At 40.2% G+C, this 24,566-nt stretch carries 22 protein-coding genes; 14 read left to right on the top strand and 8 right to left on the bottom strand.

The window, feature by feature from the left end; translation table 11 throughout:
- Positions 1–249 precede the first annotated feature (249 nt).
- Positions 250–687: a signal peptidase II gene (gene lspA, locus BN2425_RS12985; protein WP_042460064.1), complete on the top strand. Its 438-nt coding sequence runs from the start codon at positions 250–252 to the stop codon at positions 685–687.
- A gap of 259 nt (positions 688–946) precedes the next feature.
- Here the strand turns inward: lspA and BN2425_RS12980 are convergent, their stop codons facing one another.
- Entirely contained in the window at positions 947–1,471 is a 525-nt protein-coding gene (locus BN2425_RS12980) for a GNAT family N-acetyltransferase (RefSeq protein WP_052352862.1), read from the bottom strand.
- Positions 1,472–1,750: 279 nt separating this feature from the next.
- Between BN2425_RS12980 and BN2425_RS12975 the strand changes: the two genes are divergently transcribed.
- The gene (locus tag BN2425_RS12975; RefSeq protein WP_042460060.1) at positions 1,751–2,149 is read left to right on the top strand and encodes a (deoxy)nucleoside triphosphate pyrophosphohydrolase; all 399 of its coding nucleotides are present in this window, start codon (positions 1,751–1,753) and stop codon (positions 2,147–2,149) included.
- Positions 2,150–2,175: 26 nt separating this feature from the next.
- On the opposite strand, the gene BN2425_RS12970 is transcribed toward BN2425_RS12975, so the two are convergent.
- The 4 genes from BN2425_RS12970 to allB all read right to left on the bottom strand — a co-directional run bounded on the left by BN2425_RS12970 (position 2,176) and on the right by allB (position 10,403).
- Positions 2,176–5,079 carry a DUF3427 domain-containing protein gene (locus BN2425_RS12970; protein WP_042460484.1) on the bottom strand — a complete coding sequence of 968 codons (2,904 nt, stop codon included), beginning with the start codon at positions 5,077–5,079 and terminating at the stop codon, positions 2,176–2,178.
- A gap of 249 nt (positions 5,080–5,328) precedes the next feature.
- Positions 5,329–6,648, bottom strand: coding sequence for a nucleotide sugar dehydrogenase (locus BN2425_RS12965; protein WP_235714631.1), 1,320 nt, complete (start codon positions 6,646–6,648; stop codon positions 5,329–5,331).
- 13 nt (positions 6,649–6,661) lie between these two features.
- Positions 6,662–8,008, bottom strand: coding sequence for a glycosyltransferase family 2 protein (locus BN2425_RS12960; protein ID WP_052352861.1), 1,347 nt, complete (start codon positions 8,006–8,008; stop codon positions 6,662–6,664).
- Between the two features lie 1,018 nt (positions 8,009–9,026).
- A complete protein-coding gene (gene allB / locus BN2425_RS12955; protein ID WP_042460057.1) occupies positions 9,027–10,403 on the bottom strand; it encodes an allantoinase AllB in 1,377 nt (458 codons plus the stop codon).
- 173 nt (positions 10,404–10,576) lie between these two features.
- Between allB and BN2425_RS12950 the strand changes: the two genes are divergently transcribed.
- The 9 genes from BN2425_RS12950 (at position 10,577) to BN2425_RS12910 (ending at position 19,302) form a co-directional block, all read left to right on the top strand.
- On the top strand, positions 10,577–11,785 hold the full coding sequence (locus BN2425_RS12950; RefSeq protein WP_042460053.1) for a Zn-dependent hydrolase: 1,209 nt from the start codon (positions 10,577–10,579) through the stop codon (positions 11,783–11,785).
- A 136-nt stretch (positions 11,786–11,921) separates the two neighbouring features.
- Positions 11,922–12,986, top strand: a complete 1,065-nt coding sequence (locus tag BN2425_RS12945) for an ABC transporter substrate-binding protein (RefSeq protein WP_052352860.1) — start codon at positions 11,922–11,924, stop codon at positions 12,984–12,986.
- Between the two features lie 131 nt (positions 12,987–13,117).
- Positions 13,118–13,933, top strand: coding sequence for an ABC transporter permease (locus BN2425_RS12940; protein ID WP_042460050.1), 816 nt, complete (start codon positions 13,118–13,120; stop codon positions 13,931–13,933).
- Positions 13,934–13,946: 13 nt separating this feature from the next.
- Complete coding sequence (locus BN2425_RS12935; RefSeq protein WP_042460047.1) at positions 13,947–14,741, top strand: ABC transporter ATP-binding protein; 795 nt, start codon at positions 13,947–13,949, stop codon at positions 14,739–14,741.
- Between the two features lie 21 nt (positions 14,742–14,762).
- Positions 14,763–15,533 carry a carcinine hydrolase/isopenicillin-N N-acyltransferase family protein gene (locus tag BN2425_RS12930; RefSeq protein WP_235714636.1) on the top strand — a complete coding sequence of 257 codons (771 nt, stop codon included), beginning with the start codon at positions 14,763–14,765 and terminating at the stop codon, positions 15,531–15,533.
- 9 nt (positions 15,534–15,542) lie between these two features.
- Positions 15,543–16,865 carry an amidohydrolase family protein gene (locus BN2425_RS12925; RefSeq protein ID WP_052352859.1) on the top strand — a complete coding sequence of 441 codons (1,323 nt, stop codon included), beginning with the start codon at positions 15,543–15,545 and terminating at the stop codon, positions 16,863–16,865.
- 26 nt (positions 16,866–16,891) lie between these two features.
- Positions 16,892–17,560 carry a GntR family transcriptional regulator gene (locus BN2425_RS12920; RefSeq protein WP_042460042.1) on the top strand — a complete coding sequence of 223 codons (669 nt, stop codon included), beginning with the start codon at positions 16,892–16,894 and terminating at the stop codon, positions 17,558–17,560.
- 19 nt (positions 17,561–17,579) lie between these two features.
- Positions 17,580–18,329 (top strand): maleate cis-trans isomerase family protein, encoded by a 750-nt coding sequence (locus BN2425_RS12915; protein ID WP_042460039.1) that lies wholly within the window; start codon positions 17,580–17,582, stop codon positions 18,327–18,329.
- A 19-nt stretch (positions 18,330–18,348) separates the two neighbouring features.
- Positions 18,349–19,302, top strand: coding sequence for an NAD(P)-dependent oxidoreductase (locus BN2425_RS12910; RefSeq protein WP_042460036.1), 954 nt, complete (start codon positions 18,349–18,351; stop codon positions 19,300–19,302).
- A gap of 190 nt (positions 19,303–19,492) precedes the next feature.
- On the opposite strand, the gene BN2425_RS22540 is transcribed toward BN2425_RS12910, so the two are convergent.
- Positions 19,493–19,654, bottom strand: coding sequence for a DUF6904 family protein (locus tag BN2425_RS22540; RefSeq protein WP_195891936.1), 162 nt, complete (start codon positions 19,652–19,654; stop codon positions 19,493–19,495).
- Positions 19,655–19,792: 138 nt separating this feature from the next.
- Here BN2425_RS22540 and BN2425_RS12905 point away from each other — a divergent pair, with 138 nt between their 5' ends.
- Positions 19,793–20,347, top strand: a complete 555-nt coding sequence (locus BN2425_RS12905; RefSeq protein ID WP_042460033.1) for a PadR family transcriptional regulator — start codon at positions 19,793–19,795, stop codon at positions 20,345–20,347.
- A gap of 2 nt (positions 20,348–20,349) precedes the next feature.
- Positions 20,350–20,835, top strand: a complete 486-nt coding sequence (locus BN2425_RS12900; protein ID WP_042460031.1) for a DUF4188 domain-containing protein — start codon at positions 20,350–20,352, stop codon at positions 20,833–20,835.
- Between the two features lie 169 nt (positions 20,836–21,004).
- Here BN2425_RS12900 and BN2425_RS12895 read toward each other — a convergent pair whose 3' ends face one another.
- Positions 21,005–22,489: an aldehyde dehydrogenase family protein gene (locus tag BN2425_RS12895; protein ID WP_042460029.1), complete on the bottom strand. Its 1,485-nt coding sequence runs from the start codon at positions 22,487–22,489 to the stop codon at positions 21,005–21,007.
- Between the two features lie 466 nt (positions 22,490–22,955).
- Positions 22,956–23,609: a carboxymuconolactone decarboxylase family protein gene (locus BN2425_RS12890; RefSeq protein ID WP_042460026.1), complete on the bottom strand. Its 654-nt coding sequence runs from the start codon at positions 23,607–23,609 to the stop codon at positions 22,956–22,958.
- A 265-nt stretch (positions 23,610–23,874) separates the two neighbouring features.
- Between BN2425_RS12890 and BN2425_RS23105 the strand changes: the two genes are divergently transcribed.
- Entirely contained in the window at positions 23,875–24,558 is a 684-nt protein-coding gene (locus BN2425_RS23105) for a PAS domain-containing protein (protein WP_235714630.1), read from the top strand.
- Positions 24,559–24,566 lie beyond the last annotated feature (8 nt).

The following is a 24,566-nucleotide window of genomic DNA, read 5'->3' as shown; positions in this document are numbered from 1 at the left end:
CGAAGCCCCCCCGCAAGTACCCAATATCCATCACCATATGGACCTACTTAAATTGACTCATCACACACACTTAAATACGTAGTCATTGCCTCCTGTAGTCCACGAACAATCCTGATTTGATTTTACTGTGGCGGTGACAATCGGAAGTTTTACGCGCAAAAGGCAAGATTCATAATAGAATAGAAAAAAGCTTCCAATTATAATGATCATTAGGATGCACGTAATTCTGCAAGAGAGAAGGACTATTATATGCTATTTTATGTCATTGCCGTCCTCGTTATTGTGATGGACCAGCTTTCTAAATATCTAATTCGCACCTACATTGACATCAATGAAACATTTACATTGTGGGGAATACAACTCACACATATTGAAAATAGCGGAATGGCAGGAGGGTTATTTCAAGGCAATGCACGGCTCTTCGGAGTTGTAGCTGTGTTGTTCGTGATAGGTGTTTTATATTTTCGCAGAACCGGAGAAATGAAGGGTGCTCTCATCGATTGTAGTTTTGGGTTCCTAGTTGGAGGAGCAATTGGAAATGGGATCGATAGACTTTTGTTTGGGCAGGTGACAGATTTTATCATTCGCTCTGGCGGAATTCTTAACTTTGCCGACCATGCTATCGAGATAGGGGTGTTCCTGCTTATTCTTTATGGGGTCGTTAGTTGGTTGAAAAATAAGCACTAGATCTGTTCGGTAGACACTGACCTCTATTAAATAGACTCCATACTCTCTTCTCAAAACAGTTCTTGTTCCTTTGCCAAGAATTTCTTTCAAAATCACTCCACACCTCTGGATGCACAAAGGGAAAATATCATCTATTCCATTGGTTTTGGGCTATTGGATTTTGTCACATCTATTATCTAAATATGAAATAGTGCCGTCATAAATAGGCGGCACTTTCTAGATTAACCAATTACACATGTTCAAAATTTACTTTTTTTCATTACTTGAGATCTTCTAGGTTCAACTCAAACTCCAACTCCATGAGATGGTCTGACCAGGTATGGTTTTCTTTTTCTGCCACTTTGACAAAACCTGCTCTGGTGTACATGCCAATGGCTCGGTCCAAGTCGTCCGTCGTATCGAGATACACGGTCTTGAATCCCTTTTGTCTGCAGTAAGCAATAGCCTCATTCAACAGATGTTTTCCAAGCCGGATACCGCGATAGTCGGGATGCAGCAGAAACCATCTCAGCTGCGCCCTTTCGCCATGTCCCAATATGGCGATGAATCCGACAATCTCATTATTGTGCTCTGCAACCCATTGCCTATCCCTGTTGGGATCGTAGTTCATAAGGAAGTCATAAAAAGATTGTGCAACGTATCCCTCAAAAACAGTCGTATAATTGTATTCCTTGTTATAGATCCATCCATGCATGTAAGTGAGATAACCGGCATCGCCCGGTCTTACTTGGTTTCGGATGCTAATATCTTCGAGCTTTAAATCTTTGTTGCCTGTCTTATTCACGTTCCCGCCTCCTTGATAGAACGAGAATATCAAAAGGCTTTTTAACTTTAACAACTATAAAGTTTGTTCAACTCTAAGCCCCCTTCGAATTTCCATTACAGGTGTTACTGCCAACTTAACTACCAAGTCTGCAACACTCTTACGAGATACATCATGCCTTGCCATTTAAATGGTTCACCTTTCTGAGTTATTTCAAAGACAATTTCTCCCTCATAGGTGAACCACCCTGACAAAAAATGATATTATAGGACTAGAAAAAATCATCTAGGAGGATAACTTTTGAAAAAACTTGTAAAAGTAGTAGCTGCTATTATTGAGAATGAGCAACAGGAAATCCTTTGTGCACTTAGGTCCCCAGAAATGTCCATACCCAATCGATGGGAGTTTCCGGGTGGGAAAGTCGAAGCCGGAGAAGATATTTTTTCAGCACTAGAAAGGGAAATTTCTGAAGAGTTGAATTGTAAGATTGAGACTTTTAAAGAAGTATTTAATGATAATACTCATGAGTATGAAACCTTCACCATAAACCTTATTTCGATTAAATGTAGAGTTGTCGAAGGCACTCCTACAAAGAGTGAACACTCCAAACTCGTTTGGCTAAAAAGAGATAATTTAGATTCTTTAAAATGGGCTCCTGCTGACATTCCTGCGGTAGAACAACTAATCCAAGAAATATAGTCTTCTCAAAATGAGAAGACTATACTTTAGTCATTTGTACCATTAATGATGTAGTTGTAAAGTTTATTTTCGATTGGATTTTCCATTACCAAGTTCATATGAACAACTGGAAGCTTTTTCCCCTTACCATCTTCCATCATTGCCTGCTCGATATTATTTTTATCAGGGGTTGCTTTTCCTAAATAATAAAAATCAGTTCCTTCATCATCATCTTTCTTTACAAAAATATGAAGGTCAATCCCTCTTTCTTCCGATTCGATAATTGTTTTCACTTCTTGGGATTCTAGCGTTCTGTTACTTCTTGTTGACCACTTAAGAACCTCAGGGCTTAGGAATTCTTCCGCATAATCTATACTAGATTCGACATCATCATCTTTGTGATAGGTCACAAAAATGGGACAGGTGCCGTGTTTTGTTTTATAACCATATACGGTAGAACTTTCATCGTTAGTCCAATTCAAGAGCTTACATGCATCTTTTCTTGAATATTTCTGATAAAGGGTAAGCGGTTCTTTAGATTCGTATAGCTTAGATTTTTCCTTCGCGCTTTTTATGACATCGGTAACTAGAAAGTTAAAATACGGATTATCCCATAAACTCTCTCGAAACAAATTATTAAATGAAAAGGTACCGTCGTCTTTTAAAATAATAATTGGCTCATTGCCATACTTTTCTTTATAACTTTGTGTAAAAAATTCCAAACTAAAAACGCGTAAAACTGAAGAAATGGTCTCTTCGTCAATAGGACAATTAAAATGAATTAAATTCTCTATAAAATCATCATATTTTACTGTTTCTTTTTTAAAAAGAAGATCTAATAAAATAATCTCATGCTTCCTTTTGCCATTTAAGATCTCGGTAGAAAGCATAGTCAGAACACTGTTTTGATACTTCGTCAATAATGATACTTCTTCCCTTAGCTTCAATAAAAATTGATAATAGTTCGTGTATTTATCGACTATTACCTCCGGGTCAATGGAATGGTTCGTTACAAAATCATATAAATAAGGAGTCCTGCCAATCCGATTTTTCAACTCAACAAAAGCCTCTTTTAAAACTTTTAACGCAGTTAAATTACTGTTGTTAATTGCTTTAAAGATCTGCTTTTTAGCAATTTCTTCAAAATTTATCGTAGAAACACCTTTAATATAGCTCGTATCCTTAATATAACGACGGATATTATCCTTGTTCTGTGATTTATCACCTGAAAGTGCAATGGGAATTAAATAGTTATTTTTATAATTCCCGATAAAGTCAATGATTGTTACAAAGTCCTTTGTTGAATGTTTACGAAGTCCCCGACCCAGTTGTTGAATAAAAATGATACTTGATTGGGTTTGTCTTAGCATGACTACCTGATTTACACTAGGAATATCGATTCCTTCATTAAAAATATCCACAGTAATGATATAATCTAACAAACCTTCTTCGAGCTGCTTTACCCGACGTTCCCGTTCTTCCTGATTGTGATCCCCTACTAAGGCAACTGTTCGTAGCCCTTTCTTATTAAAAGCATCAGCTAATTTCATTGCCTCCTCTTTCCTGCTACAGAACATTAACCCTTTTACTTTTTCTCCTGAAAAGCCATAGTAATGGACTTTTTCAAGAATATGATTAACACGTTCCTCGGTAACAAGCTTTGCTAATACAGCTGTCTCATCAATCAGTTCACCATTATATTCTAGGTCTGTAACTCCAAAATAATGAAAAGGACATAGCATATCTTCTTCCAAAGCTTCTTGCAAACGAATTTCATAAGCGATGTTATAATCAAAAAGCTCAAAAATATTGAAATCATCTGTCCTTTCTGGCGTAGCAGTCATACCCATTAAAAAGCCGGGGTTAAAATAATCAATGACCTTTTGATAGGATTGAGCGCCAGCTTTATGTACTTCATCAATTAAAATATAGTCAAATTCGTTTGAATCAAACTGAGCCAAAGTTTCATCTTTCGAAATGGATTGAATTGTAGCAAATAGATATTTCGCATTTGTCTGTTTACTAGTACCCGACAGTATTCCGAAATCCGTATCTATTCCGCCAAGTATCTTCTTAAAATCATCTTTCGCCTTTTGCAGTATTTGCTCTCTATGAACAATAAATAGCATCCGTTTTGGGCTAAACCGTCTCACATCAAATGCAGACAAATATGTTTTACCTGTACCAGTTGCTGAGATGATTAACCCCTTATTTGCTCCCGCATCACGAATCGCCTGGATTCCTTGTAATGCTGCCTCTTGCATTTTATTTGGCTTTATTTTCAGGGCCTCTTCGATAGAATTGGTACTGTATTGAGAAGGTAATTCTATCACCTGGTCTAAAGCTTTCCTGTGAACAAGTGGTGTATACCTCTTCTCGTACGTTTCAATCCATTCTTCATTTAAAGGAAGCGCACTGTTCCAAACTTCTTCAAATTGATTTTTAAAATGATTAACAATTTCCCCGTTTTCATGCGAAGTTAATTTAACATTCCATTCGTAATTAACTTTTAATGCATGGGCTGTTAAATTGGAGCTTCCAACAATTAAAGAATAATGATTTCTCTGATTAAAAATATATCCTTTTGAATGGAACCCTTCTAAATCAGTCGTCCTAACTTCCACATTTTCAATTTTCATTAATTCTTTAAAGACTTTTGGTTGATTAAAATTTAGAAAAGTTGAAGTTAATATACGTCCCTTAACACCTTTACGCTTAAGATCAAGAAAATGGGATTTCAGGGTGGCCAGGCCGCTTTCAGTAATAAATGCAACTGAAAAAATAAATGAGTCGCAGCTATCTAATTCATCAAGTAAGGTATTTAATACATTTTCGCCTGCTTTTGCATTATTCACTAATAACTTCGGCTTATAGATTCCGGTTTTATTGTACTCTTGATCAATAAAGCCCTTATGCAAGGAGACTTTTAGATTATCGATAAAATTACTCATTTGATCACCATTCATTACCATTTGATACATCAATTGTAATTCTCTCTGATAAGGACTGCAACATTATAATTGCTAGAAAATTTCTATTATTGTTTAGACTGAGTATTGTAATCAATAAGTTCCCACCTTTAATGAATGTAGAAAAAGGACGCCACATATGTTGACGCCCAAGTAAATCATTTGTAAATAAAAAATAGACCTAAAAAATTTCAGGTCTATTTTTTATTAAAGACAATGATATGGTACATATTACAATTTATAATAATCCCCTTTGAAACTCTCAACTTCTTTAAAACCGTTTTTCGTATCAAAGATAATAATTGAGTTTGATGCAATTCTATCATAATCAAAATCGGTGTGATTTGTTAGTAATACCACCACATCAAATTCCCCAAGTTTATCGTAATTCACATTTTCAACTCGGATTATCTCCCCATTCAAAGTGAAACTTTCAACATGAGGGTCATAAACCACAAGATCAGCACCTAACTCTTCTAATGACTCATAGAAACGGAATACTGGAGATTCTCGCACATCGTCAATATCTTTCTTGTACGTAGCCCCTAAGATGGCAATTTTGCTGCCCTTCACTGTTTTTCCATGCAAGTTGAGAATTTGCATGACTTTTTTAATAGAATAGGAATTCATTCTATCATTAATTTCACCCGCAATTTCAATCATCTGGGTATTGTAATTATACTTTTTTGAATACCAAGAAAGATAGTACGGATCAACGGGTATGCAATGTCCCCCAATTCCTACACTTGGATAAAACGCCATGAAACCATATGGTTTTGTATTGGCAGCTTCAATCACTTCCCATGCATCTAACCCCATTTTGTCACAAATAACGGCAAGCTCATTCGACAAGGCAATATTCACAAACCGGAACGTATTTTCATACACCTTCGTCATTTCAGCTGCTTTCGTTGAACTTACTGGGAATACATTTCTACCAATAAACAGTTGAGCAAGTTCCGTACATCTTTCTGTATGACCGCCAACAATCCTTGGCGTATTATCAATCGTATATACTTCGTTAGATGGGTCAATTCTTTCTGGAGAATAAGCTACAAATAAATCTTCTCCAATTTCAAACCCTCTGTCTTCAAGTGATTTAACAATGATTTCTTCAGTTGTAGAAGGATATGTTGTACTTTCAAGGATTATTAATGAACCCTCTGTGGCATTCAGTACAATTGTGTTTGTTGCGTTTTGAATATAAGACAAATCTGGCTGCTTGTGTTCATCAATCGGCGTAGGAACACAAATAACAATGACATCAGCTAATCGAAGTTCAGAAAAGTTATTTGTGGCTCTTAATTTCTTTTGATTTACTAATTGTTTCAAAATATCATCCTGTACATCGCTGATGTAATTTTGACCCGCATTTATGCGATTAACTTTTGTTTCATCCACATCAAACCCAATAACCGAATAACCTAATCTCGCTTTAGATACCATATTCGGCAGACCTACATAGCCCATTCCAATTACACCAATAACCGCACTTTTTGTCTGTAATTTAGCATGTAACTTACTGTAGTGATTCAGGTCTGTTTCGGCCATAAAAAACCCCCCCTTATCTAGTACCCCATGATGTTTTATTAATGGTTACTAACGCCCAAACTCGAATCGGAACTAATATGACCATATACATAAGTGCAAATATCGGAGAAAACAGGTAAACCAATGGATTTTTAAAAATGTAATAAACACCGCTAATAAAGGCAACTAGGAACAAATATCCTAAAGAATAGATAACAAAAGTCATGGCATATGTTTCTGACCATTGAAGGAAAGATGCCACTAGAGATACTGAATAAAACAACCATGTATATCCTTCACCAAGAAGCCACACTAACATAAACGGCTTTTTCCAAGCATGTTTCAATGAGGCAATACTGAATAAATAAGTTGATTTCCCCCAACGGACTTGTTGTTTAAAGAGTTGTTTTAATTTGTTCGGTACGTCCGTCAGACACACAGCTGTGGATTGATATTTTGTCTTCCCGCCATATTTCAAGGAGATATCGGTTAACATCCTGTCGTCCCCGACTTCACAAGGAACCCCAGATACAGTAGGACTTAAAAATTCATCCAAATGGTCCACAACCATATTTGCCCTATGCATACTTATGGCCCCAGAACAAACCAAGACAGCATTGGTAACGGATTGTGCGCCGCGCCCTACTCTAAATGCTTTATCATACACGATGTCTTGTAATCGAGTTAAGAGGTTTTCTTTTACATTTCTTGCGTTAATATGACCTACGACTGACATTACTTGATCGTCATTAAATGGTTTTAATAACTCTCTTACAGCATCCGGGAATATATATCCATCAGAATCAAATAGTAAGAAAATATCACCTGTGGCATGTGTAAATCCCCAGGCTTGTGCCGCCTTTTTCCCTTTGTTTTTTTCAAATTGATGAGTGATGATTTTAGGTAAAGAGGGGTCATTTTTTGAATGAATGACTTGTGCCATTTTACATACTTCAACATAAGCGGAATCATCCGTACTTCCATCATCAATAAAGATAATTTCATGAAGTGGATAATCTTGTTGCAGCAAACATGCTAAACCTTCGTTTACGGATTCTATACTTTCATTGTAGTTGGGGATGATAACAGAAACCTTATAATCTTTCTTAGGTTCCTGTTTTGCAGGATTATAAAAATAAGAAACAACAACCTTTAGTAAAAGGTAGCCAAAACTTATAGTAGAAAAAGCGCCAATCACATATTCCCATGTTTTTTCAGCTCTGATATTTACAAACACAATCGCAGTTAACAATAGAGCATATAAAACAACGACAGTCGTACGAACCAACCAATTTTCCACAACTACAGGCGCTTTCGGTTTCTTTTTCCTTTGATGTAGCTTGAGTTGATCATTTTCAAGCTCATTTTCTATTTGAGACATTTTAATCTCCTTTCATTTAATATCACCATATTTTTTTGCGATACCAATCAGCTCCTCCTCCGGTAACTCTTTAATGCCCCCCTCTTTTCATCAGTTAGTGCATCCTATGTAAATGCATAATTTTTGAAATGGGCAAGTGTTGAGAAAAGGGGGAAATGGTAGAAAAGTAGTAAGAACAAGTAATACAGCAGGATAATTTAGGCCTAGATTTTACGAGGTCTTTTTTCGGAGGGAAGGTAAGTTTTTTAGCAGTAAATAAAAAATAAAAAAGGGCAACGTTGTGCTGCCTTTTGATGTTTTACTTAATTAAATTCTCTTTCTTCAGCACCATTTTATTAATTCCCGGGTTGTCATCCATTTCACTGTCAAAATCATCTAGTAAACAGAATCCTAATTACATAATAGATTTGGCAATAATGGAGATTTCAATTCTTAAGTGCGGTGCCTGTCGCGCGTCGGATTTGTCGAAGATTGATAGGATTTTAAATGAATAGAAGAGATAGAATGAAATTGAAACTGAATATTGTTGGGGTGGTTGATTATGCTCTTCTTTTCGTATCGGGGAGGAGGTTGTAATTATGGAAACAGCTCGTGAAATCCTACGGGAAATTCTGAAAGGAATGGGGTGTGAAAACCAGCATCTATCTTTCAGAAAAACATATTTGTAAGCAAGAGAATCATCCCACGTTAACTGCATTAATTGTTAGGGAGACCTGGTCACACGGGTGCCAAACCATTCTTAGGTATTAAAGTAACGAATAAGCCATATTCCTTGTGAAAGCCCAGTTCGATAGTGCCGGTCGGGTCGGGGAAACCCATCCCGGCCTGGTCAAACATATGGAGGTTCAGCTTGGATAAGGTACTGATTGTATCGGCTAAATGCTGCTAGATTAATAACTATTGAAAAATAACTGTTCCTGTTGATACCTTACCGTAGCATCTTTATATGCAAAATTAAATTTATCTGTATAATTCATTAACACTTGTGTTTTTTCTTTTTCCATTTGCAAATTTTATTTCAAGCACCTACAACTGGTACTGAATTCAAGATAGATTTCCCCTTCGGTTCCCCTACTATCCCCTCCTCTATACTGAAAACCAGTTCTCCTCGTAAAAATGTTTTCGTTACCCGTGCGCCGATTTCCATTCCGATATATGGGCTATGGGGATTTTTATAGTACAGACCTTCAGCGCAAACTGTATAAGATAGGCTTGGGTCAATAAGAATCAGATCCGCGTCATATCCTTCCGAAATTTCCCCTTTTTCTAATAAGGAAAATCGTTTAGCAGGCTGGCATGCAATTAGATTGGCAAAATCAACAACACTCATTCCACGTTTATTTACTGCCAAATCAAACATGACATCAACACTATTCTGAGCACCGGAAATCCCCCCATGTGCTTCAAAGATACTCCCTTGCTTCAGATCACTGGTACACGGTGAATGATCAGAACTGACCCAGTCAATTTTTCCCTGAAGCAAACATTCCCAAAGTGCTTCCTGCTCCTTTGGATAACGCAGCGGCGGCTGACATTTAGCAACTGGGCCAATACGTGCCAAATCATCTGCATTAAGTGCAAAGTAGTGCGGGCACGACTCCAGTGTAATATTCACACCTTCAAGCTTCGCTTTCTCAATTAAAGTAACCGCTTCTGCCGAACTAACATGAACAATATGAACGGGACAGCCCGTTGCTTTGGCGAACAGTATCACACGCGATACAGCTTCTACTTCAGCAAGGATGGGACGAGAATCCACAAAATCGTAGGCACTCGTTTTTCCCTCTCTCACCTTTTGTCTTTCCAGACCGTCCGTAACTTGGTCATTTTCGCAATGAATCAGCAGGATTTTCCCCAATGCAGCAATTCGCTTCATCCCTTCCAGAAGCATATAATCATCGATGCTTTTGAAATCTCCCGGTATATCTGTCTGATAGGTGGAAAGAAAACACTTATATGCGATTGCACCTCCATCGGCAAGTTCTTCTAAATTATCAAGATTATCCGGTGTAAGCCCTCCATAAAAGGCGTAATCAATATAATTTTTTCCAGAGGCCAAGGTTATTTTTTTCTCTAGAGCCTCCTTGGTCGTGGTAGCAGGCAAAGCATTAAGGGGCATGTCAATATAAGCGGTCACACCACCTGCTGCCAGCGCTTTCGAACCGGTTTCAAATCCCTCCCAGTCCGTTCTTCCAGGCTCATTAATATGTACATGAGTATCAATCATTCCTGGAAGGATATACTGCCCTTTTGCATCAATGACCTCCAGATGATCTTTTCTCGGTATAGTGGCTGCAATGTTTGAGATTTTGCCTGCGGTAATTTCGATTTCTCCTTCCACTACCCCTTTTGGAGTGACAACTTTTCCATTGGTGATGATGGCCGTTGCCGTCATTTTGGAAAATCCCCCTTTCAAAAATCAATTTGTAATTTATCATAGCAGAAGTTTACTAGTTTTAAAGTTATGTGTAAGGCAATCTGACAAAGAACTTGCCACACCCATCTTTAAGTTGGATGATAAAAATTAAATTTTGAAAAAAATAAACCCACTACCGAAAGGATGATTTTATGGAAAATCAAGTGCTTGAGAGATTAAAATGGCTGGCAGAGTATGGGAAGGACAGCCAAAGCGGAATCACGAGACTCGTCTACTCTGACCCATGGTTGCAAGCGCAGCATGGGCTCAAAAATTGGCTTATACAAGAAGGGTTTTCTGTCGACATCGATGCAGTTGGGAATCTGCTAGCCAGCATAAAGGGAGCAAGCCAGCCGGATGAAGTGGTTTTGACAGGCTCCCATTTGGACAGCGTCGTCAATGGCGGGATTTATGACGGTCAATATGGAATCATCGGCGGCGCGCTGGCCATCATCGATCTTCTTAAAAAGTACGGTCCGCCAAAGAAAACGCTGCAGCTTGCTGCATTTGCAGAAGAAGAGGGAAGCCGATTTCCCTATGCGATGTGGGGAAGCAGAAGCATGTTTGGACTGGCTAAACCAGAAGATATCGATGGGATTGTTGATACTGACGGGATCAGCATGATGGATGCCATGCGAGAATTAGGATACTCAGCCGAGCTCTCACCAAAACAAAATGTAACGGCCTTTATTGAGCTGCATATCGAGCAAGGAAGTGTTCTTGAAAAAGAAAATAAAGACATTGGAGTGGTTTCCAGCATTGTCGGGCAGCAAAGATTCCTAGTAACGGTCCTGGGCGAACCCAATCATGCAGGCACTACCCCAATGGGCTACCGCCGTGACGCCATGAAAGCTGCCAGCTTCATGATCAGCCGAATCTTGACATTGGCCGATGAAGCGGGCGATCCGCTTGTTGCCACTGTGGGAAATTTTCAGCTGGAGCCCAATATTTCAAATGTGGTCCCTGGAAAAGCCATCTTTACACTAGATGTTCGCCACACCAACGAATCCGATTTGGAAAACATAACGCATTTGATAAAAGCAGAAATAGGTGCGATTGCGAAAAAACAAAACGTCGATGTAAAAATCGAGGCCTGGTTTACCTCAAAGCCTGTGCCAATGAGTGAAAAAATCATTACGCTCTTACAAGAAAGCTGCGAACGCAAAAAAATCCCTTTTAAGCCCATGCATAGTGGGGCGGCTCATGATTCCCAGGTAATTGCACCAATTATTCCAACCGCGATGATATTTGTACCAAGTCAGTCAGGGATCAGTCATTCTCCCCTCGAATATACGGATGAGCAGGCGTTGGAAAAAGGAATTGAAGTGCTGGCAGAAGCGTTGCACCAGCTGGCTTATTGACTGAATTTTTATAAAAGACAAAAAATACACCGTCACATAATCTTACAAGCTCCTTGTCATCGACCTCTCCAAGTAGGATGATGGTATCAAAATTCAGGAAAAGCAAAACATACTTGTTTTCCGAAAGGGTGGTTTTATGAAAAAGTTAAAATGGTCGTTGTTGATTTTAAGCAGTGTCTTTCTTTTAATCCTGAGTGCTTGCGGCACATCACAAGAAAGCTCCGCTTCCGATTCTTCCAAAGTGTCGACAGAAGACAATGGACAGAAGACAGCCGAAATCAAACTTGGATATGCAACCTGTGCTCATTGCTTAGCTATGTCACTAGTACCTGACTATGTGAAAGATGTTAAAATCGATGCAAAAAATTTCCCATCAGGGAACGACGTCCTGACTGCACTGGTCTCTGGCAGTTTAGACGTGGCACAAGTGACGTATCTTCACTACATAACAGCGCTTGATAAGGGATTAGACTTAGTGGCCATTTCCGGTCAGATTAATGGCGGTTCTGAAATCCTGGTCGGAAATGACATCTCTCTTAAAGCAGATGACTGGGATGGATTTAAGAAGCTTGTTGCCGAGCGTAAAAAATCGGGAAATAAATTAAAAGTGGCCGCATCCCGAGGAAATGCTCAGGATATCCACATGCGTGGAGAGTTCAAGAAACATGGCATTGATCCGGTTAATGACATTGAATTTGTCAATATCGCCAATCCTGCTGACCATGCCAGCGCATTAGAAAACGGCCAAGTAGATGTGATTTCAACGGTTGAACCATTTGCCTCCCAAATCCGCTTGAATAAGTCTGGTAAACATTTTGCCTATCCATATGACCAAGCTGCAGGCAATCTAACGAACTTAATTGTAACTCGTTCTGATGTCCTCAAAGAGCATAAGGCAGAACTGCAAGAAGTGGTAACAGGCGTGGTGAATTTAGTGGATGATTTAAAACAAGATAAAACCAAGTGGTTGGATGTCATCAGTAAAAATACCTCCTTATCAGATGATATTGCAACGGAGGCTCTGAAAAATTCCTATCCCGATTACAATATGCATGAAAAAGAAACCCTTGCTATCGCAAAAATGATGAAAGACTTGAACTATATTCAAAATGATGTGGCTGATAAAGCGAAAAAAAATATGGACTATGAGTTCCTTGAAAAGGCCACCGGCAAGTTAGCAGAAGAACTAGGCAAAGAATAATGGAACCTATTGGCTTATGGCATCCTACTAAAACAGCTTCTTTCAATCGTGAGTGCGGTATCCCCCGCCCTCACGATCTGAATACACAAATTCGCAGTTCTGAAACTTCACAAAAGATAGGAGGAACATATATGAAATTGAAACAGACCATCGCATCATTTTCTACTAAACTTGTTGTCCCTCTCAGTATCATTGTCATTTGGGAATTATTTTCGAGATTAGGCTTTGTATCCAGTGCCCTGCTGCCTGCCCCAACGAAAATACTTGTATCATTGGGTGATTGGATTACTGGCTCGACTGGAGCAGCTGAAGTCCATAGCGGCCAATGGCTGAACGATGCAGCCAGCAGTGCATGGCGTGTCATAGCAGGCTATAGTTTAGCCGTTGTTACTGCGGTCACCATTGGGATTATCATTGGCTGGTCAAAATTTGCAGAAAAGTTATTGGAACCGACTATCCAAATCCTGCGTCCCATCCCTCCTGTTGCATGGATCCCTCTCGCCATCATTTGGTTTGGAATCGCAAATCGTCCAGCTATCTTTCTTGTATTTTTAGCCTCGTTCTTTCCCATTTTGGTTAATACCATTCATGGCGTCCGAACCATTGACAAGAACTTAGTGCGGGCCGGCGGGATGATGGGAGCCAATCAGTGGCATCTATTACGATATGTGATCCTTCCTGCCGCCCTTCCAAGTATCTTTTCCGGAATGAGAATTGGGGTAGGTTCAGCCTGGATGCTAACAGTAACAGCAGAAATGATTGCGGTGAAAAGTGGACTTGGGTATGTTCTCTGGGATGCCTATTATTTTCTCCGCTATGACCTTGTCATTGCCAGTATGGTCAGTATCGGGTTGCTTGGATTTTCTACTGATTTTATCTTAAAGAAAATTATCGCGGCCGTGCTTCCTTGGCAGCGGGGCGTATCCATTGAAAGCACACAATCTTAAGGGGGATGGGTAAATGGAATTCTTAGAAGTAAAAAATGTGGAGAAGGTATTTAAAGATGAAAAACGCGGCACTTCCGTAAAGGCCTTAGAAAATATAAATTTTTCAATTAAAGAGAATGAGTTTGTCTGCCTCCTTGGGGGCAGCGGCTGCGGCAAATCTACCTTGCTCAATATGATTGCTGGATTTGAAAAGCCAACGGCTGGAGAAATTTTGGTAAACCGCAAGAAAATTGAAGGAATGGGCGCTGATCGCGGAATGGTCTTTCAAGCACCTACCTTAATGCCATGGTTAACCGTTTCAAAGAATATCTCCTTTTATTTAAAACTTCAAGGAATGAGCAGGAAAAAGCAAAAGGAAGAAGCCCAAAAATATATTGACATGGTAGGACTGACAGGATTTGAAAATCACTATCCCCATGAATTGTCGGGCGGGATGAACCAACGTGTTGGAATTGCGAGAGCATTGCTTCAGAATCCTTCCCTAATCTTAATGGATGAACCATTTGCAGCCCTTGATCCATTTACGAAAACAGACATGCAGGAGGAGTTGGCCCGCATCTGGCAGGAGCATAAACGGACGATCATCTTTGTTACCCATTCTGTTGAAGAGGCCCTAATCCTTGGAACAAAAATTATTGTTCTTAGCAATCGCCCTGGCAGAGTAAACAAAATCATTGATCTGGATATGAGCCGTCCGCGGGACACAACTTCCCCAATCTTTAACCAATACAAGCGGGAAATTCTCGATTTAATTGTAAAAAACAAAAATACCAGTGAACGCAAAACACCCATCCACCAAGTGATATAGGGGGCAAATGTAGTGTGCACGATGATGATGAAACGGGATTTACTTGTAGCAGCAAAGACGGTCGATACACCCAAAACACTCCTTACTTTTGCTTATAAGCCAACAGGTGTAAACCGCTATGGCTTTCTATATTTCAAAATGGGCTGGCAAAAAGGGGTCAATTCCGGCATCAACGAGAGTGGGCTAGCTGTGCTTTCCTCCTATGCCGGAACGAAACTGCCAAAGTCTGAGAACCAGGATACACGCGGATTGGCGAATGAATTGGCCTTATCCCGGTGTCGTACGGTTCAGGAAGGCTTGCACACATTAGAGACATTTTTTACAGAACAACCCAGCGGAGTCGGAGGAACTCATTTCCTTATGGATGCAGAGGGTGGAATGGCCGTATTCGAACACGAGCCGCATCTAAGCACAAAAGGGCAGCTAATCCAGTCAGATTATATGATACGCGCAAATGAATCCCTTCTTTTACAGGATGAGGAAATGAGGTTAATAGAATGGGAGGATCGTAGACTGCGATATACTCAAGCTGAAATGGGGATAAAGGAAATGAGCGGGGCCACATGGCTAGAAGAGATGAAAAAGCTTCTAAGCACCCATCTCCCGAACGATCAGCAACAAATCGGGTCCCTATGCATTCATGATTTTGAAAACAAAGGTTCGAGAAGTAAGGATTTATCCGTTCACTCGACAGAGACAGCATTGATTATTGATATAAAAAATAGAAGGCTGATTTATTCTGATGGCCCCCCCTGCCACAATCAGTGGGCAGCTCTTACTTTCAACCATTGAGGTGTTAACATGTTGTTTTTAATAAAAGGAGATCTCCTTACACTAAATAAGAATGCTGACATTCTTTATCAATCGGCTGTTGTCGTCAACAATAACCTCATCCAGGATATCGGAGACTATTCGGCCATGATCGAGCAATATCCAATGGCACAAATCATTGACTGTTCTTCGATGATGGTTATGCCCGGATTTGTAAATCCTCACTATCATGGGGCACTTGTCTCCACCAGAGGTGTAGGAGCAGACACAGGGGTTCCGCCCCTATACTCCCGCAATATCCCTCAAGGGGTTCTCTTAACGGAAGAAGAGTGCGATATGTTTAACATCCTTGGCTATGTTGAGGCACTGAGAGCCGGTAATACCTGTATTGGCTCCAATTACATTCAATCCGAAAAAAGTATTCAGGCGCTTGCCGATCTTGGTCTGCGCGGGGTCATAAGCGAACGGATCCATAACGTCGATTTTTTCCGTATCCCTGAACATCTCTATCTTCTAGATGAAGAAGCACAATACAAGACACTATCAAAGAACGTGGAACTAATCGAGAACTGGCATGGCAAAGCGAATGGCAGAATAACTTGCCATTTCGGTCCTCATGCACCAGACACGTGCACCACCCCTTTTTTAGAAGATATCATTTCACTTGCAAAGAAGTATGATGTCGGGATTACTACCCACCTCGCTCAAAGCAACATGGAAGTGGAAGAAATTCAGCGTAGAGATGGATTGACACCGGTCCAATTGTATAATGAGCTTGGCATTCTTGGACCGAAGACAGTTGCGGCACACTGTATCCACTTAACGGAAGCAGACCAAGAACTCCTGGCGAACACCAATACAAGTGTTGCCCATGTGCCGGAAGGAAATTTGAAAAAAGGCGATGTCGCCCCCATTTCCTCCCTTGAGGAAAAAGGAGTAAACGTTGCAATCTGTACCGACTCCATGTCTGCTAGCATGTTTGAATCGATGCGGTTTGGGATGGCTGTTCATCGGCTGTCGAGCGGCAGGCGGACAGAACCTGCGCCCCGCCATTTAGTTGAAATGGCGACACTAAATGGAGCCAAAGCACTTGGGATGGCAGAAGAAATCGGCTCTATCGAAATCGGAAAGAAGGCCGATCTTATTGCGGTAAAGAAGGAAAAGTACCATCTAACACCGATTATTTCTCCTTATGGAACACTTGTCCATTCTGCACAGGCAACGGACGTTGAGCATGTTTGGATTGACGGCGAATGGCGTGTGAAAGACGGGAAGGTTCTTGGTATTGATGAAGCGGAACTTTGCTCCCATATACAAAAGCTGGCCAATCAATGCTGGGGCCGTTATAGCTAAAATCACACGTGAATTGGAGGGAGAAAATGGATCCATACGCAATCGAAAAATCAATGCCCTATTACGATCAAATTTATTATAAGCTTCGGGAAATGATTCTTTATATGAAAATTAAACCCGGAGAACGGGTTTATGAATCGAGGTTGGCAGGTCTGTTTAATACAAGCCGCAGCCCTGTCCGCGAGGCAGTCAAAGCCCTCATTAAAGAAGGTTTGCTCGTATCGGATGAAAAATCCCGCATCTTTGTGTTTGAACCTACTCTAGATGATATCGTCCAAATTTACCAATGCCGGATGGCTTTAGAGTCCTTAGCCGCCAAGCTGACCACCGAAACAGCAACAAACGATCAGCTTGAAGAGATTGGAGAAATCATCGAAAAAACGGAACGATTTCTCGTTGATGAAGAACACAATCGCGAGAGACTGATTGAACTGAACACTGAATTTCATGAAAGCATCATCCTATATAACAATAACCAGCTATTGAAAAAGCAATTAAGAGATATTAATTCATTAAGCTATTATTTCCGTGTTCTTAACTTTACAGGGAAGAACCGCGGAAAAGAGCTCTACGAGGAACATAAACACATCTATCAATATATGAAGAATCGTGAAAGTAAAAGAGCTGCGGCCGCGATGATGATGCATATCGAAAACGATATAACCCACTTTCTTGAAACTAACACTACTTTGTAACGCTTAGGAGGAACCTAGAATGAGACCTGAACCAAAGAAAATTGGAATGCTGACCCCTTCATCTAATACAGTACTTGAACCAATCTGCTCAGCCATGACGGCGAATTTAAAGAATATTACCTGTCATTATGGGCGTTTTGAAGTAACAAAAATCTCATTGGAACAAGATGCCCTTAGTCAGTTTGACTTTGAGCCAATGCTGAAAGCAGCCGAATTGCTGGCTCATGCTGAAGTGGATGTCATTGCTTGGAATGGAACATCTGGCGGATGGCTCGGATTCGAAGTGGACCAAGAGCTTTGCCGGAAAATTACGGAACGTACCGGCATCCCGGCGACCACATCGATGCTTGCCCAAATGGAAGCCTTTCAAGCCAATGACGTCAAAACCCTTCATCTCGTTACACCGTATATCTCCCCCATCAATGAGTTGATTGCTGAACAATATTTGAAACATGGCGGCATCCGAACGATTCAGCAAAAGGGGCTGGGGCAGACGGTGAATCGTTCCTTCAGCCAAGTAACAGATGAAAGAATTGAAGAAATGATAAAAGACGTTGCCGTTGATCAGGCCGACGGTATCAGCATTGTTTGTACCAACTTTCCAGCCGTCACTAAAGCAGATTATTATGAAGAAAAATACGGGTTCATCCTTTACGATACCATCACCGTTTTATTGTGGCAGTGCATGCGGATGATGGGTGAAGATCCTTCTTCCATAAATGGCTGGGGAAAAATCTTTGATGTCAAGCAAACAGTACTCAACGATTAATAGAAAGGAGCCAGCATGAATGGCCAAAATATTCATTTCCGGTGAAATTCCGGACATCGGTTACGAACTACTCTCAGAGCACAAATTGACAGTGTACACAGGAAAAAAACTTATTACAGAAGATGAATTAATCGAGGGAGTCAAGGATGCCGACGCCCTCCTTTGCCCCCTCTCCACTAAGGTAACAAAAAGTATCATGGAGGCTGCTCCTCATTTACAAATCATTGCTAACTTCGGGGCAGGCTTTGATAACATTCATATTGAAGCAGCCAAGGAAAAAGGGATTTTGGTAACGAATACACCAGGTGTTTCTACAGAAGCCACGGCAGAACTGGCTCTTGGTTTAATGCTCGCCCTTCTCAGACGGATTCCTGAGGGAGACACACTCTGCCGCACAACCGGGTTTGATGGCTGGGCACCGCTTTTCTTTTTAGGAAGAGAGTTGGCTAATAAAAAGCTTGGCATTGTAGGTTTCGGAAAAATCGGGCAGGCAGTAGCCAAACGTGCGAAGGCTTTCGGAATGGATATTTATTATACCGGGCGTGCGAAGAAACCAGTTGAACTGGAAGATCAGTTTGATGCAACCTATTTGGAACTCAATGAACTTCTGCAGACGTGTGATATTGTAACGGTACATACTGTATATAATGAAGAAACACATCACCTTTTTACAAAAGAGGCATTTGCACGAATGAAGAAAAGTGCTTTTTTCCTTAATTTATCAAGGGGACCTGTCGTCAAGGAGATGGACCTTGTTCAAGCGCTTCTATCAGAGGAAATTGCTGGGGCAGCACTTGATGTATTTGAATTCGAACCTCACATTACCGAAGAATTAAAACAGTTAAAAAACCTGGTCCTTACACCTCACATAGGCAACGCAACAGTAGAAGCAAGAGAAGAGATGGCCAAACTTTCAGCCAAAAATGTGTTAAATGTATTGGAGAATCATACACCTTTAACTCCGGTTTTTTAAGAAGACTTAGTGAAGCAAGGTCCCACCCTTGCTTCACTTTTATTTTCAATAGGGTTTCCTTTTGATCTATCCAAAAATCTCATTTACTGATGGTAGGTTTCACAGAAAACTAATTAAATAAGGATGATTATTGAGATTTTGATTGTTCTAATGTTCCTTTATATTGCCTAGCATATCAGATATCTTCCCTTTACCAATCAATATCTTCCGGATACTCCACAAGTGACTTTAATTCAGTCACCGAGCAATTGTATTTCCTCGCAGCCTCCATCATGCAGCTTTTAACCTTTTGATCTACAATCCCCTGCTCCGCTAGACGCTTAGCCATAATGGACCTAGATTGATTGTGCACTGATCAAAGATTCTGTTTGGCTAATGAAATTGTTCTCAGCTAAAATCCCTTAGCGGCTTTGATATTATACAAAATTTACCATTAGTATGATATTATATATCTAAAAGATACATATCATTTAGATAGGGGGGATAATTTTTGAAGAAATACAATCACACCACATACGCGATCCTTGGAATTCTAACGACTGACTGCAAGTCCGGTTATTCCATTAAGCAGCAAATCGACCAAAGTCTCAATCATTTCTGGAAAATTAGTTATGGCCAGATCTACCCAACGTTAAAATTCATTGTTGAGGAAGGATTAGCCGAAGTCCAAACCTCTTCCAATATAGGAAAGCCGGACCGTCATGAGTACTTCCTCACACCCAAAGGAATCGAGACGTTAAAGGCCTGGCTGGAGCAGCCAATCGAGCAAATCCCCACGGAACGAAATGAAATTTTGCTCAAACTGTTTTTTGGACGCTATCAATCCAAGGAAAGCAAGGTGCTCCTTCTGGAGGATTACAAACGAAAATTGCAGGATCGCTTCCAAACCTATCTTAGTATTGAACAGGTCATTACCCATTACCAACAAAACCACGAGGATGCCCGCTATTGGCTGTTCACATTGGATTATGGAAAGCGGGTAACAGTGGCTGCCATCGACTGGTGCACCTTTACGCTTGAACAACTCTTAAATGGGGAGGAATAATCATGTCCAAACAAATCTTTACGGGGCGTTACACCACCGAGAATGATGAGAATGTTGTCGTTTTTATTATTGGAATGAGAATCAATAGATTCCTTGCCCCGCATAAATGGCTTCCTGTCGCCACTTCTATGCCTGGGATGATTCAAGAGCTTTATCAAAACCAAGAGGAACTGGGCTTTTTGTCCATGGAAAGCTTTTTCGGTCTTAGGACGACTATTATGATTCAATATTGGCGGTCCATCGATGACCTGCTTTCCTATGCAAGGAATGAGAAACACCTGACGGCATGGAAGAACTTCAATACCAAAGTGGGCAACAATGATGCTGTGGGCATCTACCACGAAACCTATCAAGTGACAAGCGGTGAGTATGAGGCGATTTATGGGAATATGCCGCTTTATGGGCTAGGAAAAGCAATGAAGCATATCGCGATAACGGAAAAGAAAAATTCTGCTCATAAACGACTGAATCGTCGTCCAACAAGCTAATGAGTCCAGAGGCCCATACATTTATTCTTGATAGGTTCCACCGTAACATAAATGATGTTGTTCTTTTAATAGATCCATTTTTTATAAAATCTGAATGGATTAAACACAAATGAAGCATAAGTACCAAAGTGTACCTATGCTCTATTTTTGTTTTTTAGAATTTAGTTCTCTATTTCGGAATATATGGCAGGTCGCCACTCTTGGGAACAGTCATCACATGCTCTTCTGTATAAGCCATGAATGACCCCGGCCCGAACTCCCTGCCAATACCTGATTGCTTCACGCCGCCAAACGGAAAACGGATATCAAATCCTTGTAACGCTGCAGTGTTAATCATGGTAACACCTGCTTGAATTTGGCGTGCAACCCGAATGGCGTGTTCCTCTTCCCCCCATACAGAAGAGGTAAGCCCATACTCGCTTTTATTTGCTTCTGCAATGGCCTGTTCCTCAGAATCGTAAGGCAGGATAGGCACAGCCGGACCAAATTGCTCCTCCACTACAATACGGCTGTTGTAATCGGCGCCCAAGACAAGGGTTGGCTGCAAAAAGTACCCCTTATTAAAAATATCTTCATCAACGATGGTCCCTAACTTAATAATTTCACATCCATTATTTTTCGCATCTTCCAAAAGACTTTGAACGAATTGGACTTGTTTTGCATTATTGACAGGACCAACGGTAGCCTCAGGATTGAGTTGATCGCCAACGCGGATCCATTTATTTGCCGCTTCGATATATTTTTTTACAAATTCATCATAAATAGAGCGATGTACGTAGACACGCTTGGCAATCATGCAAATTTGACCGCCGGTGAGAAAGTTGGCTATGACCATGCGGCGTAATGCTTTTTCATCATTGAGATCGAAGTCTTCCAGAACAATTCCTGGATCATTTCCCCCTAATTCCAGGGTGATTTTTTTGATGGTGTCTGCCGCAGCTTTCATAATCGTTGACCCGGTTTTGGTACCTCCAGTAAAGGCGACCTTCATTATTTTAGGGTTGGAGGTAAGTTCCGCGCCAACCTCACCTCCTCCATGCACGATGTTTAGTACACCTTTTGGAAATTCTGCGGCAATGATTTCAATAATTTTATGAATGGCAAATGGTGCAAACGGAGAAGGCTTGACGACCATCGTGTTCCCGCAGAGCAACGCTGGAACGACCTTCACTAATGACAAAATAATTGGATAGTTCCAAGGCGTAATCGCACCCACGACTCCAACGGGATCATGTGCGACAATAACCCTGCCGTTTTCATCCTCAAAGACGTTATCTTTTATTTGTTCTTTGACGATTCCACTTTGGTAATCCATCCACATCGTTGAAATGGTAATTTCACCTTTTGCATCATACAAAGGCTTTCCGTGCTCACGAGCTAAAAGAACACTGAGTTCATCAATCCTTGCTTTAATTTTTTCAGAAGCAGATTTCATCTTGCTGATTCTTTCGTCAACAGATGTTTTTGACCATGTTTTAAATGCTTCCTCAGCTGCATCAATGGCTGCTTTTGCTTCCTCAAGCGTATTGTCTGGAAAATATCCTACAATTTCGTCTGGATTTCCTGGATTTTCACGTGGAACATGTTTACTCGACTCAACATTTTGACCATTAATATAGGCATTAACTGTAATTGGTGCGTTATTTGCAGGCATTAGATTTTTCCCTCATTTCAATTCAATGTTCAATGATTAGCTTTTCTTTACTGTTATAAACTATTCAATAATAATAATGCGTGAATTGACCTAATTTGTAGTTGCTCAAAATGATGATACTTTTTAGAAGTCTTATTCGAATCATTTACTATTTTTTCCGTCTTGGTTATAAATCTCCCACTTTATGCCTGGAAAGTAGGCGAACAGTGCCAGTCACTTCTCCCCGGAATGATAGTCTTTTTTCACAAAGCATCAGGTACTTCAATATTGTTTAAATTCCTTCAAAAATTCCGAGACCAGGAAAATCAATCTTGAAAAGATACCGTAATGATCGATGTTAACGGACATGCTTGAGTGATTTCGACGACCATACTATCACTGAATGACGTCGCTTGGCAGCCTTTTATGTTGATCTCTCTAGCTATTCGTTGATTTTCTATTTTTGAAAGACGCAAAAAATGCAACCTCAATCTTGATAGCTTTGAATCATATTAACCATGTGAGCATAAGCTCCTCCTGCACGTACGGCAGAAGCTACCATGATGGCTTCCGCAAGTTCTTCACTTGTTGCACCTTGTTTGTCGGCATTCTTGGAATGAACAACAATACAATAGGGACATTGAGTCGTGTTAGCAACTGCTACCGCAATGATTTCTTTCATTTTAGCACTTAGTTTTCCTGCTTTTGTGGCTGCCGCACTAAATGCTTGATAGCCTTTGAAACCATCTGGAGCAAACTTGGCTAATTGGCCTAAGTTTTTTAAATTAGAACGAGCATAAAGTACATCTGATGCTTCATTATCTTTTGCATTGTGCACATGCGTGCTATGGGTAACCGTGCCGCCCGCTTCGACTGCAGCCGTGACGAATACAGCTTCAGCTAATTCTTCTAATGTCGCTCCTGCTTTTTTCGCAGCCTTTGTATGGGCATCAATACAATAAGGACATTGTGTTACATGGGTAATCGCAACAGCAATGATTTCTTTTTCCTTTTTGGATAAAGCTCCATCTTGAAAAACAGCTGCATTAAAATCATTAAAGGCCTTTAATGGTTCAGGTGCAAGGTCTTTTAATTTGGTTAATTCTTGTGTATTTTCTTTTGCATATAAATTAGTTGGCATTTTCAATGCTCCTTTTCCATTTTATATATAGTCTGCATCATTCATGAACAATCATGAATGAATTCTTACCATCCGCTCGGTACAGTCATCCTAACCATTCAATCAATGTATTGTGATTTTTATATAAATGTTCAAAATTCCGTCACAAACATTACCATCATCTTGCATTAACATAAAACTATAGACCTATAAAGTTAACAAATATATAAATACCCAAACCCTATATTTAAATACATGCACCTTAGTAAAGGAAAGGTGAAGAGCTATGCGATATTTCTGGAGGCTGTGTTTATCAGCGATTATCTTTTTCTTCAATTTACTGTTTAGTTTTATTCCCACAGGAAATTTTTCATTCGAAGCGGTACTTTCTCTTTTTATCAATGGAGGGATTGGCTGGCTTATTGGGACTCAGATTGATAAATATCGAATGTCAAAAAAAGAACTAGGATCAACCAAAACGGTACTAAAAGATTACTCCTTTGCTATGGATACGATTGGGGATGCAATCGGAATTATCAATGAAACAGGCCAATTTGTATTTGCTAATGAGGCGCTGGCCAAATTGTACGGCTATCCTAAAAAGGAGTTCTTTACTTTACAATTGCGGGATTGTTATGTAAATGAATCCATTCATGACTTTGACGGCGCATCCATACCTGAATCATGGCAAGGTTATTGGAAAGGTGAGGCGGTCGGCATCAAAAAAGATGGCACCACATTTCCTCAGGAAATATCTTTATCCATGATAAAAGAATCACAAAATACCATCTGCATTTTTAGGGATATTACGGAGCAAAAAAATTATGAAGAGTTCATGAAATATGCTGCCGAACATAATGATCTGACCAATTTGCCAAACCGAAGGAAATTAATTCATGATCTTACTAGTATTAAGCAAGATGAAAAGCAAACCTCTCTCTTATTTCTTGATTTAGACCGTTTTAAATGATAAATGAT

Source organism: Neobacillus dielmonensis (assembly GCF_000612665.1).
Classification (GTDB): domain Bacteria; phylum Bacillota; class Bacilli; order Bacillales; family Cytobacillaceae; genus Neobacillus; species Neobacillus dielmonensis.
Note: the sequence above shows the minus strand (reverse complement) of the source record. Positions and strands in the feature narration are given on the sequence as shown.